The organism is Sphingobium olei (assembly GCF_042678845.1).
Lineage (GTDB): Bacteria > Pseudomonadota > Alphaproteobacteria > Sphingomonadales > Sphingomonadaceae > Sphingobium > Sphingobium olei.
This window is the reverse complement of record NZ_JBHTLS010000005.1, coordinates 48,457-66,451: the sequence shown is the minus strand read 5'-3', so window position 1 is coordinate 66,451 and position 17,995 is coordinate 48,457. Positions and strand designations below refer to the sequence as shown.

Below are 17,995 nucleotides of genomic sequence, written 5' to 3'. Positions count from 1 at the left end.
ATGCGTTTCCTGACGGTTTCCCGGCTTCTGATTGGCGCGTCGCTACCAGCGGTCGCGCTTTCGGGCTGCGCCTCGGGCGGATCGGGACCGCAATTGCCGCCTGCGTCCTTCGTCTCCACGCAGGAAGGTCCGGGCGAGGAATATGTCATCGGCCCGCTCGATGATCTCACCATCTTCGTCTGGCGCAATCCGGAACTGGGCGCGAAGGTTCAGGTGCGCCCGGACGGCCGCATCACCACGCCGCTGATCACCGACATGCCGGCCGTGGGCAAGACGCCCAAGATGCTGGCGGAGGATATCAAGCTGGCGCTGTCGCAATATATCGAAAATCCCCTCGTGTCGGTGATCGTCAATAATTTCAGCGGCACCTTCAGTCAGCAGGTGCGGATCGTCGGCGCGACCGAAAAGCCCGCCTCCATCCCCTACCGCGCCAACATGACGCTGCTCGACGCGATGATCGCGGTCGGGGGCCTGTCCGAATATGCGGCGGGCAACCGCGCCCGCTTGGTCCGCTTCGACAAGGAAAGCGGCAAGCAGAAGGAATTTCAGGTACGCCTGGGCGATCTTCTGAAGAAGGGCGATACGCGCGCCAACGTCATGCTCGCGCCCGGTGACGTCATCATCATCCCGGAGAGCATGTTCTGATGGCCGCTCTATATGACGAACTGCGTGTCCTGCTCCATGGCCTGTGGAGCCGCCGCTGGATCGCGCTGGCGGTGGCCTGGGGCGTGTGCATGCTCGGCTGGTTGGGCGTCGCGTTCATCCCCAACAGCTACCAGTCCAAGGCGCGGGTCTATGTGAACACCCAGTCGCTGCTGGAGGACAAGGTCGGCATCACCCAGGTCCAGTCGCAGCAGGATCTCGACCGGCTGCGTCAGACGCTGACGAGCGCCGACAATCTGGAAAAGGTGGTTCGCTCGACCGACTTGTCGCAATCGGTGTCCGGCCCGGCTGATGTGGCGGCGAAGATCACCAAGCTGCGTGAGAACATCACCGTCATGGCGCAGGCCGATCCCAGCATGATCGACATCAGCGCCGTGTCTGCCGATTCGAGCCTGTCGGACGGAGCGAACGCGCGCATCGCGCAGCAGGTCGTGCAAAAGCTGATCGACATCTTCCAGGAGGAAAATCTGTCCGGCGACCGTCGGGAAACGAAGCAGAGCCTGGCCTTCCTCGACCAGCAGATCGCCGTTCGCGGCAAGCAACTGGCGGCGGCCGACCAGCGCCGAACCGAATTCGCGCAGCGCTATATGGGCCTGCTGCCCGGCGCGGGATCGATCAGCCAGCGGATGGACGCCGCCCGCATGGAAATCAACCAGATCGACTCGCAACTGGTGCAGGCGCAAAGCGCACTGTCCGCCATGAACGGCCAGCTGGCGGGCACGCCGCAGAGCCTGCCGGGCGTTTCCGCCTCGGGCGGCGCGTCGCCGCTGGTGCAGGCGCAGGCGAACCTTGCCTCCATGCGCGCGCGCGGCTGGACCGCGAACCACCCCGACGTCATCGCCGCCCAGCGGGAGGTTGATAGCCTGCGCCGCACCGGCGGGGGTGGGTCCGCCGGTGGCGGCGGCACGCCCAATCCGGCCTATCTTTCGATCAAGTCGATGCAGGCCGAACGCGCTGCGACCGTGCAGGCGCTCGGCGCGCGCAAGGCTCAGCTTCAGGCCGATCTCAACGCGATGATGAGCCGCCAGGTCGACGAACCCGGCGGCGCGTCCGAACAGGAAAAGCTCGACAGCGACTATGCCGCGCTCAAAGTTCAGTATGACAAGCTGACCGCCGACCGCGAGGATCTGCGCCTGCGCGGCGAGGTGAAGACCGAAACCGGCGCCGTTCAGTTCCGCGTCATCACGCCGCCAGACATGCCGTCCGCGCCGTCCGCGCCGAACCGTCCTCTGCTGCTGCTTGGCGTCCTGGTGCTGGGCATCGGTGCGGGCGTTGGCGTCGCCTTCGCGCTCAGCCAGCTCAAAGGCACGTTCCCCACTGCCGCACGGTTGGAAAGGACTTTGGGCCTGCCCGTCGCCGGGTCGATCAGCGAGACGCTCACAGCCACACAGGTCGCGCTGGAACGGCAGCGGCTCAAATGGTTCGCGGGTGCCAGCGGTGGGCTGGCTGCCGCCTGCCTGCTGCTCATCGCGGTCGAATTCGTCCAGCGCGGCATGGCTTGAGATGGGCAGGGAAGCAGACAAGATGAACCAGCATAGCTCCATCAAGGGTCGCGGATCGCTGATCGAAAGGGCGACCGAGATATATGATTTCCAGGCCGCGCTGCGCGGTCGCGCCGCGCCTGCGGTCGATGCGCCGCCGATGATCGACCCGATGCCGGTTGTTGCCTCGGTGGAGCCGTCCGCTGCCGCCACCCCATATCGCGCGCAGGCGTGGACCGGTCCGGTCCAGCCGATCGATCGCATTGCCTTGGCGGAAGCAGGTTTCCTGCGCCCGGATGGTCCAGTCACGGCGATGAGCGAGGAGTTTCGCTTGCTCAAGCGCGATCTGTTGCCGCAGCTTCAGGGGCATCCGCGTGGCAACCGCATCCTCGTCTGCTCCGCCAACAGCGGCGACGGCAAGAGCTTCTGCGCGGTCAACCTCGCGCTTAGCCTCGCGGCGGAGAAGGACCGAGAAATCCTGCTGATCGACGCTGATTTCGGCAAGCCCGGCATTCCCCAGGCGCTCGGCCTTCAGGCTGGCCCCGGCCTCATGGACGCGCTCGCCGACCCGATGATCGCGATCGAGGACTGCGTGATCCGCACCGATATCGCGTCGCTCGCTGTGCTGCCGGCCGGCGCGCCCAGCAACAATGATACCGAATATCTGGCGTCCGCACGCACCGAACAGCTGCTGGGCCGCCTGACCGAAGGCCGTCCCGACCGCATCCTGATCTTCGATTCGCCGCCGCTGCTGGCGGCGTCAGCCGCGGCGGTGCTGGCCAGCCATGCGGCTGTCGCGCTGATGGTCGTGCGCGCCGACCGGACATCCGAAAGCACGCTGCGCGATGCTATCGGCATGGTGAAGGGCGGGGCGCAGGTTCGCCTCCTGCTCAATGCCGTGCGCTTCAACAGCGGCCGTCGCCGCTTTGGCGGCTATTATGCCGAAGGAGAAACCCGGTGATCCTCGCTCGGTTCTTCCTGGCGGGCGCGTCGCTCGCTGCGGTTGCGGCAACGCCTGCCATGGCCCAGTCGGGCAGCGACCGGCGCGTCAACGTGACGCCCTATCTCGGCATGGATCAGGTCGTGATCGCCCCCATCAAGGGCGAAGGCGACGTGCTGACCTATACCAACGTCGTGGCCGGGGTCGCGGCGGATGTCCACACCCGCCGGGTCGAAGCAGCTATCGACGTCCAGTACAACCACAGCTTCGGCTGGGGCCGACAGGCGACCGATCAGGACACGATCAGCGGCATCGCCACCGCCAACGTCAGGCTGGCGCGCGGCCTGGCGCTGCAGGCGGGCGGGCTTGCCACCCGCGCCCGCACGGACGGCTACAGCGGCGCCTTTGCCCAGCGGGGAAGCCTCTCGACGCAGGTCTATGCTGGCTATGTCGGCCCGTCCTACACGACCAGGCTCGGCGATTTCGACGTCAACGCGGCCTACCGCCTTGGCTACGCGCGGATCGATGACAGCACCCATCGCGATTTTGCCGGCGGGCAGCTCAGCGACGCCTTCGCCGATAGCTGGACGCACAGCCTGCTCGGATCGGTGGGCTTCGCGCCCGACACGCTCATCCCCGGCGTAGGTCTCGTCGCCAGCGCGGGCTATGACCGGGAAGACGCCAGCCAGCTTGACCAGCGGTTCGAGGATGCCTGGGGACGGTTGGACGCGACTGTGCCCCTGTCTCCGACCCTCGCGGCAGTGGGCGGCGTCGGCTATGAGGATATCAAGATCAGCCAGCGGTCTCCGCTGCTGGATGCGAACGGCGTGCCGGTCATTCGCGGCGGCCGCTATGTGACGGACGAAAGTTCGCCGCGCGCGCTGGTCTATGATTTCGACGATATCATCTGGGACGTGGGCGTCCTCTGGCGGCCCAGCCGCCGCACCAGCCTGGAAGCGCGGGTGGGCGAACGCTACGGCGGCATGACCTATCAGGGCAGCTTCAACTGGCAGGGCCGAGACAGCAGCTTCGCAATCGCGCTGTTCGACGGCATCGACAGTTTTGGCCGCATCATCACGGGCGACGTGGCCGCACTGTCCGGCAGCCAGTTCAATATCGCCCGCAATCCGTTCACCGGCGACATCACCGGCTGCGCCTTCTCGGCAACCGGCGGGGGCCAGTGCTTCAACGACGCGCTGGCTGGCATCACCGGCGCCAACTTCCGCTATCGCGGCGTGGCGGCGCAATATGCGTTGCAGCGCGGCCAGTGGGGCTACGGCCTTGGCTTTGGCTATTCGCAGCGCAAGTTCATCACCCCGAACGGCCAGACCGTCCTCATTCGCGGCTCGCGCGATCAGAACTGGTATGGCATCGGCACGGTGAGCTATGCGCCCAGCAATCGCGACAGCATCGACGTCGCCACCTATCTCAATTATTTCGATGCCAGCGGCAATCGGGAAGATGTGCTGAACTACGGCACGTTCGGCAGCTATAACCGCAACATCGGCCGCAACCTGTCCGCGTCCGCCTCGCTGGGAATCGACGGGGTGAAGGCGGACGATCTGGAAACGCTCATCAATTTGATGGGGCAGGTCGGCCTGCGCTACAGCTTCTGACGGCCGCCGGGGAGAAGACGAGATGTACGAGCAATTCTACGGACTGCAGGGCCGCCCTTTCCAGCTGACGCCGGACCCGCATTATTATTTCGAGAGCGCGACGCACCGAAAGGCGCTGTCCTACCTTGGTTATGGGCTTGCGCAGGGCGAAGGCTTCATCGTCATCACCGGAGACATTGGCGCGGGCAAGACCACCCTTGTCGGCCACCTGATGCAGACCATCGACCCGGCGCGCCTGACGGCGGTCAAGATCGTGTCGACCCAGGTCGAGGGCGACGACATGCTGCGGCTCGCCGCGCAGAGCTTCGGCCTTGCGACGGACGGGCAGAACAAGGCGGCGACGCTGCGGCAGATCGAGGCGTTCCTCTATGCGCAGGCGCGCGCAGGGCGTCGCACCCTGCTGATCGTCGACGAGGCGCAGAACCTTCCCGTCTCGGCCATAGAAGAGCTGCGGATGCTCTCAAACTTCCAGCTGGGCGGCCAGTCGCTGCTCCAGATCTTCCTGCTCGGCCAGCCCGAATTTCGCGACCTCATCAAGTCGCCGGACCTGGAACAGCTGCGCCAGCGCGTCATCGCCACCCATCATCTCGAACCGATGATGGAGCGGGAGATCGAGCCCTATATCCTGCATCGGCTGACCGTCGCGGGCTGGACCGGCACGCCGATCTTCACGCCGGACGCCTTTTCCGCGCTCTACGCGGCGACCTCGGGCGTGCCGCGCCGGCTCAATGCGCTGACCAGCCGCGTCCTGCTGCTTGGCGCCATCGAGCAGATTGCCGTGCTGGACGAGGATGTCGTAGTAGCAGTCGTCGCCGACATGGGGCTGGACATCGACGTGACCCCGACGCCGATGACGGTTTCGGCTTTGGACGAGGTGGAGGATATCGATGCCTCGGCAGGGCAGCATGTTGACGCCGTCGAGGACGCCAGCGATCATTTTGCCGACAGCGCGCAGGAAATCGCGAAGGAAACAAAGGGCAAACAGCCTGAATATCCCGCCACCTCCAACGTGGTGACGCCGCTCTTCCAGCGCCCCGCATTCGCCGCGTCCGAGCCTGTCTTGGACCGGGCGTCGGACGAGGACGAACGCGCCGACGATGCTGCATTTCCCGATGATGAGGCTGTCCACGTCGCTGTCTCTGAAGATGATGTCGAAGCGGCGGTCACTGTCTCGGACCAGGCCGACGCGCAAGTGGGGGAAGCTGTCCACATCGTTGTCGCGGAACAGGCCGAAACGTTGCGATCCGACATGCTGGCCGAGATCGAGGGGCTGCGAGCGGAAATCGCCTCCCTCCGCGCGATGCAGTCGCATGCGCCTTTCGCGCCGCCCGTCGCGTCCGAAATCGATCCAGAAGCGCTCAAGGGCTGCTTCGAACTGATCGAGGAACGGCTAGCCGCGCTGGAATTTCGTGCCGAGGAACAGGACAGCGCATTGCGCCGGGTGCTGACGCTGCTGGTCGACTGGGTCGAGCAGGAAGGACCGCACGCCGACGCGCAGGCCGTTGCCTGACAGGGCGGACGGTCCGATGCTCAACGCGCTCTCCGTCGATGTCGAGGACTGGTTTCAGGTCGGCGCGTTCGAGCGCACGATCGACCGCGCCGATTGGGACGGGCTGACGCACAGGGTGGAGGCGAACACCGACGCCGTGCTCCAGTTGTTCGACGACGCCGGCGTCAAGGCGACCTTCTTCACCCTGGGTTGGGTGGCGGAACGCTATCCCGCGCTCATGCGCCGCATCGTCTCGGCAGGGCACGAGCTGGCGAGCCATGGCTATGATCATGCGCGCGTCTTCACCTTCACGCCGGACCAGTTTCGTGCCGACCTGCGCAAGTCCCGCACCATCTTGGAGGACGCGAGCGGCCAGCGCGTGACGGGCTATCGCGCACCCAGCTTTTCCATCGATACACGGACGCCCTGGGCGCATATGATCCTGGCGGAGGAGGGCTATCGCTATTCCTCCAGCGTCGCGCCGATTCGGCACGACCATTATGGCTGGCCTGACTCGCCGCGCTTTGCCTGGAAGCCGGTGAAGGATGCGTCCCTCATCGAACTCCCGGTCACGACCGCGAAACTCGGCAGCCGCACCTTGGCGGCCGGTGGAGGCGGCTTCTTCCGCCTGTTGCCCTATGGCTTTTCCCGCTGGGCCATCCGGCAGGTGAACGGGCAAGAGGCGCGGCCGGCCATCATCTATTTCCATCCGTGGGAAATCGATCCGGATCAGCCCCGCGTTAGCGGCGCACCGCTGCGGTCACGGCTGCGCCATTATAGCAACCTTTCCGTCATGGCGGCCAAGCTGCGGCGGCTGACGCGCGACTTTGCCTGGACGCGCGTCGATGCGCTGGCGGACGCGGAAGCGGCGCGCGCGTCATGATCGTCGGGACGGGCGCCGATATGGCGATCACCACGCTGGACCTTGCCAATCCAGAACAGGCGTCGGCCGCGGACGCGTTCGTGCGCGCGCGTCCCGATGGAACGCCCTTTCACCTGACCGCCTGGCTCAGCGCCATCCATCGTGCGACCGGTCACAAGCCGTTGTTGCTGGCTGCCGTCGTGCCGTCGGGCAAGATCAGCGGCCTGCTGCCGCTTCATCACCTCAAGAGCCGGCTGTTCGGCAGCGCGATGATATCGACCGCCTTCGCGGTCGACGGCGGCATCCTGGCCGACGATCCACGTGCAGCCGCGTCGCTGGCCGCTGCCGCCCAGCAGATGGCGAGGGAACGTGGCGGCATACCCGTCGAACTGCGCGGCGGTGCCGCACCAGGAGAGACATGGGAACGGCGCGAGGGCGAGCATCTGGGCTTCGTGCGCCCGATCGCCACCGATGATGAAGCCGAACTGCTCGCGATTCCGCGCAAGCATCGCGCCGAACTGCGCAAGGCACTGGCCAATTCTTCGCTGACGGCGAAGGTTGGCCGCGATGCGGAATTTCTGCGCGCTCACTACCGCATCTACGCCGAAAGCGTCCGCAACCTCGGCACGCCCGTATTCCCCCGCGCCCTGTTCCGTTCGGTGCTTGAGGCGTTCGGCGACGATGCCGACATCCTGCTGGTGCTGGATGGCGACCGTCCTGTCTCGGCGGTTCTCACCCTCTATCATGCCGGCCGCGTCATGCCTTATTGGGGTGGTGGTTTGGCTGTAGCCCGCCAGCTTCGATCCAACGAACTCATGTATTATCGCCTGATGGCCCATGGCCGGGCGCGGGGCATGAGCCATTTCGATTTCGGCCGGTCCAAGGCGAACAGCGGGCAGGCGGCATGGAAGAAGAGCTTCGGGTTCGAGCCTCACCCGCTCGGTTATTATTGCTGGTCCCCCGATGGAGCCGCGCGGGACATCAGCCCCAACAACCCCAAATATCAGCGGCGGATCGACCTCTGGAAGAAGCTGCCTCTGCCCATCGCCAATCTGATCGGCCCGCCGATCGCGCGGGGTCTGGGATGAGCGGCGACATACTTTTCCTTTGCCACCGCATTCCCTATCCACCCGATCGCGGTGACAAGATCCGCTCCTATCACCTGCTGAAGCGATTGACGGAACTTGCCCCCGTCCATGTCGGCTCCTTTGCCGATGACGACCGGGACATGGGCTTTGCCGCCGCCATGGCGGGCGACACCGCAAGCCAGTGCGTGCTGATGCGAAACCGCTCTAAACTCGTCGCCGGGGTCGCAGGGCTGATCAATCGGCAGCCGCTGCTCGTATCACTGTTCGACGATCCGCGATTGCATCGCTGGGTAGCCGACACGCTTGCCCGCCATCCCATTCGCGCGGTCGTCGCCTATTCGGCACAGATGGCCCATTTCGTGCCACCTCTTCCCGAACACATCCGCTTCCTGATGGATTTTGTCGATTACGACTCCGCCAAATATGCCGCCTATGGCGAGACCGGCAGCGGCCCCATGGCCTGGGTCAACCGTCGCGAAGGTCGCGTCCTATTCGACTTCGAGCGACGCACGGCTGCCCGCGCCGATGTGAGCGCGTTCGTCAGCGAAGCCGAAGCATCCCTGTTCCGCAAGGCTGCCGGTTTCGGCCCGGACCGGATCGTGGCCATCGAAAACGGCGTGGCACTGGACTATTTCGGTCCAGCGGCGCCTTTCGACAGGATCGACAAAGGGGAGGGGCCGCTGCTCGTGTTCACGGGCCAGATGGACTATCGGCCCAATATCGAAGCGGTCGAGAGCTTCGCGCGCGATGCGTTACCGCTCGTGCGCGAAGCCTATCCCGATGCGCGCTTCGCCATCGTCGGACGCAATCCCTCGGCAGCGGTGCAGGCGCTCGCGGCGTTGCCCGGCGTGATCGTCACCGGCGGCGTGCCTGATGTGCGCGGCTGGCTGGCTGCGGCCGATGTCGTCGTTGCGCCACTCCGCATCGCGCGCGGCATCCAGAACAAGGTGCTGGAAGCGATGGCGATGGCCCGCCCGGTGGTGGCGTCGCCGCAGGCAGCCGAAGGCATCGATGCGCAGCATGGCGATCACCTGCTGGTCGCGGCCGATGCGTCGGGCGAAGCCGCCGCCATCGTCTCCCTGCTGGCCGATCGGAATTCAGCCGAAAATTTGGGTATGGCTGCCCGCTGTCGCATGGAGCAACGCTACCGCTGGTCCGCCACGCTGGCCGGATTGCCTGCGCTGCTGTTCCCGGACGCCGCTGAAATGGGTTCTCGCGCGGCATGATCGGAGGGGCGTTGCCTCTGGCCGGCGCGACCCGCGGCATCGATGGATGGCGGAGGCAACTGGCCGGGCTAGCCGTGGTCTCGGCCGGTATCATCCTGCTGTTCTTCCGCGACGTCACCAGCATGGTGACCATCTGGTGGAACGCATCGACCTTCGGCCATTGCCTCTTCATCCCACTCCTGATCGGCTGGCTGGTGCAGCAGAGATGGCCCACGCTCCGCCAGTTGCAGCCGGTCGCCTGGTCGCCCGGCCTCGCCTGGCTCGGCCTTGGCGCGCTGGCCTGGCTGGTGGGATCGGCGGCAGGGGTTGCGATGGTACGCCATGGCGCTTTGGTAATGATGCTGCAGGGTGCGGTGCTGGCCATGCTCGGCCCTGTCGTCGCGCGCGCATTGCTGTTCCCGCTCTTCTACGCCTTTTTCATGGTTCCCTTCGGCGAAGAGATCGTCCCGCCCTTGCAGTTGCTGACGGCGCGCATCGCCATGCTGCTGCTCGACCTCGCCGGCGTCCCCGCGCATATGGAGGGCATCTTCATCACCACCCCGACCGGCTATTTCGAGGTGGCCGAAGCCTGTTCCGGAGCAAAGTTCCTGATCGCGATGACCGCCTATGGCGTGCTGGTCTGCAATGTCTGCTTCAAAAGCTGGCTGCGGCGGGCGATTTTTCTGTGCGGCGCGTTGTTGCTGTCGGTGGCGGCCAACGGGGTGCGGGCGTTCGCGACCATCTGGGTCGCCCATTTGACCACGGTGGACGCTGCGGTCGGTTTCGACCATGTCGTCTATGGCTGGGTCTTCTTCGCGATCGTCATGGCGATTGTCATGGTCGCCGCATGGCCGTTTTTCGATCGGAAGCCCGGCGATCCCTGGTTCGACGCGGATACACTTGGCGCGAGAAAGGCGAAGGCCTCGGACAGTTGTACAGTCGCCGCCCTTGCCCTTGCGATTATCGCCGCCGCCCCAGCCTGGCTCGCGGCGACCGCCGCCACCGCCGATCCCTTGCCGCCGGCGCCCGCCTTGCCGGCGATCAATGCGTGGTCCCGCACCGAAGCTCCCCAAGCCTATCCCTGGAAACCACGCTTCGACGGCGCCGATATGCTGACCCGGGGCCGCTATCGCGACGGGCAGGGGCATGTCGTCGATCTCGCCATTGCCGTTTTCGACCGGCAGGAGGAAGGGCGCGAACTGGTCGGCTTCGGGCAGGGCGCGGCCGATCCCGACAGCCAGTGGGTATGGTCCTCGCCGGGCCGTTCCCCCGCTCAAGGACGGGGCGAGCAGATCACCGCGCCGGGTCCGGTCGTCCGCCATGTCGTCAGCTTCTATGTCGTTGGCCGCAACCCGCCCACTGGCAACCCGGCCCAGGTCAAGCTCGCGACCCTCAAGTCCCGGTTGCTGGGGCAGGACCAGCGTGCCGTCGCCATCCTCGTGTCGGCGGAGGAGGCGGAGGGCCGGCCCGCCGATGCCGCCATCGACGCTTTTCTGAAAGACTTGGGCGACGTTCAGCTTTTGGCTGACCGCGTCGCCGGCATCCGCTAGGGGGTTATGCCATGTGCGGCATAGCGGGCATCTTCCATCTCGAAACGGCGAAACCCGTCGATCAGGCGCGGGTGCGCGCGATGCTGGACGTCATGCCGCATCGCGGCCCGGACGGCAGCGGCATCTGGACCGCGCCGGGCGTGGGCCTCGGCCATCTGCGCCTCTCGATCATCGATCTCGGCGGCGGCGCGCAGCCGATGCTGACGGAAGACGAGAGCCTCGCCGTCGTCTTCAACGGCGAGATCTACAATTTCGCCGAGGTTCGCGCCGAACTGGAGGCGAAGGGCCACGTCTTCCGCACCCACAGCGATACCGAAGTCATCCTGCACGGCTACCGCCAATGGGGCGAGGAGTGCGTCCACCGCTTCAACGGCATGTTTGCCTTCGCCCTGTTCGACGCGCGGGCGCAGGCGTTGTGGCTGGTGCGCGATAGGCTGGGGGTGAAGCCGCTTCACTATGCGCTTCTCTCGGACGGCAGCCTGATCTTCGGATCGGAGTTGAAGAGCCTGCTCGCGCATCCGCTGCTGCGCCGCGCGCCGGACCTGTCCGCGGTTGAAGATTATATGGCCTATGGCTACATCCCCGACGATGCCTGCCTGGTCGCGGGCGTCCGTAAGCTGGGCGCAGGCGAGACGTTGCGGCTGGTGCGCGGCCGGCCTCTGTCTCAACCGCAACGCTACTGGGACATCAGCTTCGCCGATCGGTCGAAGGCGAACCCTCAGGCGCTGGAGGAGGAACTGGTCGCACTGATGCGGCAGGCGGTGCGTTCGCGTATGGTTGCCGACGTGCCGCTCGGCGCATTTTTGTCTGGTGGGGTCGACAGCAGCAGCGTCGTTGCATTGATGGCGGAAGCATCCTCCCGCGCGGTCAAGACCTGCACCATCGGCTTCGATGTCGCGAGCCTGGACGAGACCGCCTATGCCGATCGGGTCGCGCGCCGTTTCGCGACCGATCATCGCACCCGCATCGTCTCGCCAGACGATTTCAGCCTGATCGACACGCTGGCGGCCCATTTCGACGAACCCTTTGCCGATCCATCGGCTCTGCCTACGTATCGGGTATGCGAGCTGGCGCGGGAGCAGGTGACGGTGGCCCTGTCGGGCGACGGCGCGGACGAGGCTTTCGCAGGCTATCGCCGCCACCGTTTCCAGATGCAGGGGGAAAAGCTGCGCGCCATGATCCCCGTCTCCGTGCGCCAGCCGCTGTTCGGGACGTTGGGCCGCTGGTATCCCAAGGCGGATTGGGCACCGCGCCCGCTGCGCGCCAAGTCCACCTTCCTCGAACTCGCCGGGGAAGGCGGCGAGGCCTACGCCGCCTCGGTCGGCGTGACGCCTCATGCCCTGCGCCACCGCCTCTACGGCCAGGACATGAAGAGCCGCCTTGGCGCCTATCGCGCCGAGGATCGCTATGTGAAGGCGATGGCCGAAGCGCCCGCGCGCGACCCGCTCGACCGGGCGCAATATGCCGACCTGCGCATCTGGCTGCCCGGCGACATCCTGACCAAGACCGATCGTATGAGCATGGCCGTTAGCCTGGAAGCGCGCGAGCCTCTGCTCGATCACCGACTGGTGGAATTCGCCGCCCGTCTTCCGGTCCAGCAACGGATACGCGGCAACAGCGGCAAATATCTGATGAAGAAGGCGATGGAGCCCTTCCTGCCGCAAGACATATTGTACCGCCAGAAAATGGGGTTCGTAACGCCGATCAGCGCATGGTTCCGCGGCGCGTTGGCAGGCGAGGCGACAGCGATCGCGGGCGGATCGGCGCTCGCACGCACCGGCTGGTTCGATGCAGGCCGCCTTGCCAAGGTCGCCGCCGATCATCGCGCGGGCGTCGCCGACCATGGGCGGCTGCTCTGGCAATTGCTGATGCTGGACAAGGCGCTCGGGCGCATATTCGGGTCGTGACGGGATGTTACGCCGCGGCGAGTGACTGCATCCAGCGTCGCCCCTTGCCACCGGTCGCGCGCGGTGCCAACGAAACAGCTTCATGATGATGCAAGGCCCTTCCGTGACCGTCTCCAAGGAAATCGTGCGCCTGCGGCTTTATGCGCTGTGCCTCGCGGGCGACATGGCGGGACTGTTCTGCGCTTTCCTCGCGGCCAACTGGCTGGTGCTCGGCGCGTTGTGGGGGGAGCCCGGCAAGCCGCACGGCATCGTCATGTTCGCGATGGTCGCGCCGCTTTACGCCCTGCTGGCGGTGAAGGGCGGGGCCTATGGCATCAACACGCTGGACCGGGTTCGGCGCGGCATCTCGCGCGCGCTCTGGGCATTGGCGCAGGCGGCGCTGTTGATGCTGCTGATCGTCTATCTGGGCAAGATCGCCGAGCAACTGTCGCGTCTGACATTCATCACGGGCCTCGGGCTGGGCGGTGTGGCTCTGGCGCTGGTGCGGCTCGCGGTCGCCCGGCTCGCGGTCAGGCTGCTTGGCGATGTGCCGCATCTGACCGCCGTCATCCTCGACGGCGTGGATGTCGTAGCGGGCCGCCATGTCGAGCTGATCCGCGCCGACGCGGCGAACCTCCATCCCGAGCGGCACGACGCTGACATGGCCGCGCGGCTGGCGGCAGCGGTCGGCATGGCGGAACGGGTGATTGTCGCCTGTCCATTGGAGCGGATGGACGACTGGTCGGCAGCGCTCAAGTCGCTGTCGGCACGCGGCGAGATCGTTGTGCCCGAACTGCTCCGCTTCGCGCCTGCGCGGGTGGACGAATTTGACGGCCAGCCCACGATCATCGTCGCCGGCGGTCCGCTCCAGTTTCGCGATCGGCTGGTCAAACGCCTGTTCGATCTGCTGGTCGCCGGCGTCGCGACTCTGCTGCTGTCGCCCATTCTCATCGCAGCCGCGCTTGCCGTGAAGCTCACCAGCGCCGGCCCCATCCTCTTCCGCCAGCCGCGGATCGGCAAGGATGCGAGATCCTTTTCCATCTACAAGTTCCGGTCGATGCGGACGGAGGCGAGCGATCATCAGGCCGCGACGCTGACCCGGCGGGACGACGATCGCGTGACGCCGGTGGGTGCCTTCCTGCGCAGGACAAGCATCGATGAGCTGCCGCAACTCTTCAACGTGTTGAAGGGCGACATGAGCATCGTCGGCCCCCGTCCTCACGCCGCTGCCGCAAAAGCGGGCGACACTCTCTATTGGGAGGTCGATGCGCGTTATTGGGCCCGCCATTGCATCAAGCCGGGCATGACGGGCCTGGCGCAGGTGCGCGGCCATCGGGGCGCGACGGATCACCATCAGGACTTGATCGACCGGCTTCAGTCCGACCTGGAATATGTCAGCGACTGGTCGATCTGGCGCGATCTGCGCATCATCGTGGCGACGCTGGGCGTGCTCGTCCACCACAAGGCGTATTGACGCATGACGATCGATCTGTTCCTGGCAGCCATAGTGCTGCTTTGCCTGGTGGCGGTCGCCTGGCCCTTCCTCTTTTATCCTCTCATCCTGCGATTGCTGCCGTCCAGGCCGGAACATCCAGTCTCCACCGCGCCCTCGAGCGCGTCGCTTCTCTTCTGCGCCTATAACGAGGCGGCGGCCATGCCGGAAAAGCTGGCCAATCTGGCAACGTTGAAGCGGCTGCACCCCAGCCTTGAAATCCTCGCTTTCGATGATGGGTCCACGGACGGCACCGGCGACCTTATCGCAGCGCAGGGCGATCTCGTGACGCTCGTCCGTGGCCCCGGTCGCAGCGGCAAGGCGCACGGCATGAAGCAGCTCGCCGCGCGGGCGGCGGGCGACGTGCTCATCTTCACCGACGCCAACGTCCTGCTGGACGAAGAAGCGATCGGGCGGCTGCTGGCTCGCTATGCCGATCCGGACGTCGGTGGCGTGCTGGGGTCGCTGCATTATGTCGGCGCGGACGAGAGCGCCACCGCTTCGATAGGGTCGCTCTACTGGCGGATCGAGGAGCGCCTGAAGGATGAGGAATCCCGCACCGGCAATGTGCTGGGGGCGGACGGTTCCATCTTCTCGATCCGCAAACCCCTGTACCCGACTTTTCCCGACGGCGTGCTGGATGACCTTACCGTATCCATGGCCGTGATCTTCGCGGGCAAGCGGCTCGTAAAGGCGAGGGATGTCATTGCCCGCGAGCGATTGGTGACCGCGCGCCAGGATGAATATCGGCGCAAGGTACGGATCGCGGCTCGATCCTGGCACACGCACGGCCATTTGCGCCCACAACTCAGGCGGATGGCGGCGATCGACCGCTTCAAATATGCATCACGCAAGATCGTCCGCTGGTTCGGCGGCGTCTTCATCCTCATCGGCGCTGCAGCCGCCGGCGCGCTGGCGATGCGCCTGTCGCCGGTCCTCTATATGAGCGGCGCGATTGCGGTCGGCCTCGTCATCTGGATCGGCGTGCGGGCGAAGAGCGGACCCTTCGCGGCGCTGGTGGATGTGCTGATCGCCTATGCCGCGACGCTACAAGGCGTGGCTCGCGCAATGACGGGCCGCACGGTTACCGTGTGGAATCCGGCGAAGTCGCGCTGAGCGGCGAGCTGCCGACGTCCTGCCCCTTCACATAGACGCGTTTGCCGCCGATCCAGGTTTCCAGCACCTGCGTCTGGCGGATTTCGGTGGGCTGCGCGGCCGAAATGTCCCGGTCAATCAGCAGGAAGTCGGCGCGCTGCCCCACCGCCAGATTGCCGAACTTCTTTTCCGCAAAGCCCGCATAGGCCGCCTGCCGCGTGAAGCCGTCCAGCGCCGCCTCGAAGCTCACCCGCTGCGCGGGCATCCAGCCGCCGACCGGCTCGCCCTTTACGTCCTCGCGGCTCATGGCGACGGCGATGCCCGAAAACGGGTTGGGGCTCTCAACCGGCACGTCCGATCCGAACGCAAGCGGTACGCCATTGTTCAGCATCGTCTTCCACGCATAGGCGCCGGCAAGGCGCGCTTCGCCGAGGCGCGCCGTCGCCATGCGCCAGTCCGACGCCTCATGCACCGGCTGCATCGATGCGATGACCCCCAGCGGCTTGAAGCGCGGCAGATCGGCGGGATCGACGATCTGCGCATGTTCGATCCGCCAGCGCCGCTCGCCCTTGTAGGTGTCGTTCAACTCCTCAATGGCGTTCAGCACTTCGCGGTTGGCCGCGTCGCCGATCGCGTGGACCGCCACCTGGAAATTGTCCATTGCCGCGCGGCTCATGATGTTGCGCAATTGGGTATCCGGGATCATCGGCAGCCCGCGCTGGCCGGGTGCGTCGGCATAATCGGCGCGCAACCATGCGCCGCGCGATCCCAACGCGCCGTCGAGCAGCAGCTTGATCCCACCCATGCGCAGATGATCATCATAGAGCCAGGGCGTAGGTTCCGGCCCGGCGATGGCGATCATATTGTCGAGCCCGTAAGCGTAGGACATGATCCGCACGCGCAGCGCGCCGCGGTCCGCCGCGCGCCTGAACGCCTGCCAATCCTCGATGCTGGTGCCCATGTCGGCAATGCCGGTGACGCCTTGGGCCAGGAGCGCGCGCTGCGCCTTTTCCAGAGCGATGTCCCGGTCCTTGGGAGCAGGGGGCGGCACCACCTTCTGGATCAGGTCCATCGCCTTGTCGACGAACACGCCTGCCGGCTTGCCCGCGGCTATTTCGAAGCGCCCGCCCGCCGGTGCTTTGGTCGCTGCGGTAATGCCCGCGGCACGGATCGCCGCGCTGTTGGCCCAGCCGGCATGGCCGTCCACCCGTTCCAGCCATACCGGCATGTCGCGAATGGCCGCATCGAGTTCTTCTGCCGTCGGGAAGCGGCCAAGGCCCCATTTCTCCTGATTCCAGCCCGTGCCGATGATCCACTTGAGGCCCGGATTGGCGGTGACATAGGCGCGGATCTTGGCCTGAGCTTCGGCCAACGAAGTTGTTTCGGACAGATCGAGCGTGACGAGGGAGAGGCCATAGCCCATCACATGGCCGTGCGCGTCGATCAGGCCGGGGATCAGCGTCTTGCCCCCGGCGTCCAGCTTGAAGGTAGGACCTTTGGGGCGTTCCGGCCATGGCTGGCCCTTCTTCGGCTTTTTGGGCCTATATTCCGGTTCCTGATACCGACCCTGGATCAGCTTTTCGACCTTGCCCTCATCGTCGATCTGGAGCGCGCCGAAGCGGACGATCCGCCCGTTGGCGTCCAGCGCGATGCCGTTCACATTGTCGATCACGCCGGAGGCAAGGGCGGGGGTGGGCAACGCCATCATGGCGATCGCTGCCAGCCGGGATATCCTCATGCGCGCGTCATCCTGCGCACCAGCGAGCTGGTGTCCTGTCGGCCGCCGCCCATGGCCTGCACATCGGCGTAGAACTGATCGACCATCGCCGTCACCGGCAGGCTGGCGCCGTTTGCGCGGGCTTCTTCCAGAGCGAGGCCCAAATCCTTGCGCATCCAATCGACCGCGAAGCCGAAGTCGAAACTGTCCTGCGCCATGGTTTTCCAGCGATTTTCCATCTGCCAGCTTTGCGCCGCCCCGCCGGACACGGCGTCGAACACCTTGTCGAGGTCGAGTTCGGCTGCCTGGGCGAAACGCAGCGCTTCCGCCAGCCCCTGCAGCACGCCGCCGATGCAGATCTGGTTCACCATCTTGGTCGTCTGCCCCGCACCGGCCGCGCCGACATGGATGATACGGGCGGCATAGGCCTGCATCACGATCCGCGCGGCGGCGACCGCAGGCTCGCTGCCGCCGCACATGACGGACAGCTTGCCGTTTTCAGCGCCCGCCTGTCCGCCGGAGACGGGCGCATCGACGCTATGAATGCCGCGGCTCTCGGCCTCCACGAACAACTGCCGGGCTATGCGCGCCGAAACGGTGGTGTGGTCGATGAACAGGCTGCCTTCGCGCATCGCACGGAATGCGCCGTCGCGGCCCAATGTGATCTGCGACAGGTCATCGTCATTGCCGACGCAACTGATGACGATATCCGCCTCTTCGGCCGCTTTGGCAGGCGTGATCGCGACCGTGCCGCCATAGGTTTCGGTCCAGGTTTTCGCCTTGCCGATCGAGCGGTTGTAAACCGTGAGACTATGGCCTGCTTTCGCCAGATGTCCCGCCATCGGGCCACCCATGACGCCCAGACCGATAAACGCGATATTAGCCATAAGCCTCGTACATTTGCTGCGTTC

At 65.8% G+C, this 17,995-nt stretch carries 14 protein-coding genes; 12 read left to right on the top strand and 2 right to left on the bottom strand.

Going from position 1 to position 17,995, the window contains the following annotated elements; genetic code table 11:
• From ACFQ24_RS00390 to ACFQ24_RS00335, 12 genes are all read left to right on the top strand, one after another.
• Positions 1–645, top strand: coding sequence for an XrtA/PEP-CTERM system exopolysaccharide export protein (locus ACFQ24_RS00390; protein ID WP_066767559.1), 645 nt, complete (start codon positions 1–3; stop codon positions 643–645).
• Entirely contained in the window at positions 645–2,165 is a 1,521-nt protein-coding gene (locus ACFQ24_RS00385; protein WP_380908245.1) for an XrtA system polysaccharide chain length determinant, read from the top strand. Before ACFQ24_RS00390 ends, ACFQ24_RS00385 begins: the two co-directional genes overlap by 1 nt.
• Before the next feature lie 22 nt (positions 2,166–2,187).
• Entirely contained in the window at positions 2,188–3,105 is a 918-nt protein-coding gene (locus ACFQ24_RS00380) for a P-loop NTPase (protein WP_380908243.1), read from the top strand.
• A gap of 59 nt (positions 3,106–3,164) precedes the next feature.
• On the top strand, positions 3,165–4,700 hold the full coding sequence (locus ACFQ24_RS00375) for a hypothetical protein (RefSeq protein WP_380908563.1): 1,536 nt from the start codon (positions 3,165–3,167) through the stop codon (positions 4,698–4,700).
• A gap of 22 nt (positions 4,701–4,722) precedes the next feature.
• On the top strand, positions 4,723–6,210 hold the full coding sequence (locus tag ACFQ24_RS00370) for an XrtA/PEP-CTERM system-associated ATPase (RefSeq protein WP_380908242.1): 1,488 nt from the start codon (positions 4,723–4,725) through the stop codon (positions 6,208–6,210).
• Positions 6,211–6,226: 16 nt separating this feature from the next.
• Positions 6,227–7,072: an XrtA system polysaccharide deacetylase gene (locus ACFQ24_RS00365; RefSeq protein WP_380908240.1), complete on the top strand. Its 846-nt coding sequence runs from the start codon at positions 6,227–6,229 to the stop codon at positions 7,070–7,072.
• Entirely contained in the window at positions 7,069–8,139 is a 1,071-nt protein-coding gene (locus ACFQ24_RS00360) for a FemAB family XrtA/PEP-CTERM system-associated protein (protein ID WP_380908238.1), read from the top strand. Before ACFQ24_RS00365 ends, ACFQ24_RS00360 begins: the two co-directional genes overlap by 4 nt.
• The gene (locus ACFQ24_RS00355; RefSeq protein WP_380908236.1) at positions 8,136–9,365 is read left to right on the top strand and encodes a TIGR03087 family PEP-CTERM/XrtA system glycosyltransferase; all 1,230 of its coding nucleotides are present in this window, start codon (positions 8,136–8,138) and stop codon (positions 9,363–9,365) included. Before ACFQ24_RS00360 ends, ACFQ24_RS00355 begins: the two co-directional genes overlap by 4 nt.
• Positions 9,362–10,894 (top strand): exosortase A, encoded by a 1,533-nt coding sequence (gene xrtA, locus ACFQ24_RS00350; RefSeq protein WP_380908234.1) that lies wholly within the window; start codon positions 9,362–9,364, stop codon positions 10,892–10,894. Before ACFQ24_RS00355 ends, xrtA begins: the two co-directional genes overlap by 4 nt.
• Positions 10,895–10,905: 11 nt before the next feature.
• The gene (locus tag ACFQ24_RS00345) at positions 10,906–12,801 is read left to right on the top strand and encodes an XrtA/PEP-CTERM system amidotransferase (protein ID WP_380908232.1); all 1,896 of its coding nucleotides are present in this window, start codon (positions 10,906–10,908) and stop codon (positions 12,799–12,801) included.
• 82 nt (positions 12,802–12,883) lie between these two features.
• Positions 12,884–14,254, top strand: coding sequence for an exopolysaccharide biosynthesis polyprenyl glycosylphosphotransferase (locus ACFQ24_RS00340; protein WP_380908230.1), 1,371 nt, complete (start codon positions 12,884–12,886; stop codon positions 14,252–14,254).
• Between the two features lie 3 nt (positions 14,255–14,257).
• Entirely contained in the window at positions 14,258–15,388 is a 1,131-nt protein-coding gene (locus tag ACFQ24_RS00335; RefSeq protein ID WP_380908228.1) for a glycosyltransferase, read from the top strand.
• Here the strand turns inward: ACFQ24_RS00335 and ACFQ24_RS00330 are convergent.
• A complete protein-coding gene (locus ACFQ24_RS00330) occupies positions 15,357–17,105 on the bottom strand; it encodes an amidohydrolase (protein WP_380908226.1) in 1,749 nt (582 codons plus the stop codon). The two genes, ACFQ24_RS00335 and ACFQ24_RS00330, sit on opposite strands and share 32 nt — an antisense overlap.
• Positions 17,102–17,971: an NAD(P)-dependent oxidoreductase gene (locus ACFQ24_RS00325; protein ID WP_380908224.1), complete on the bottom strand. Its 870-nt coding sequence runs from the start codon at positions 17,969–17,971 to the stop codon at positions 17,102–17,104. The genes ACFQ24_RS00330 and ACFQ24_RS00325 overlap by 4 nt, the downstream gene beginning before the upstream one ends.
• Positions 17,972–17,995 lie beyond the last annotated feature (24 nt).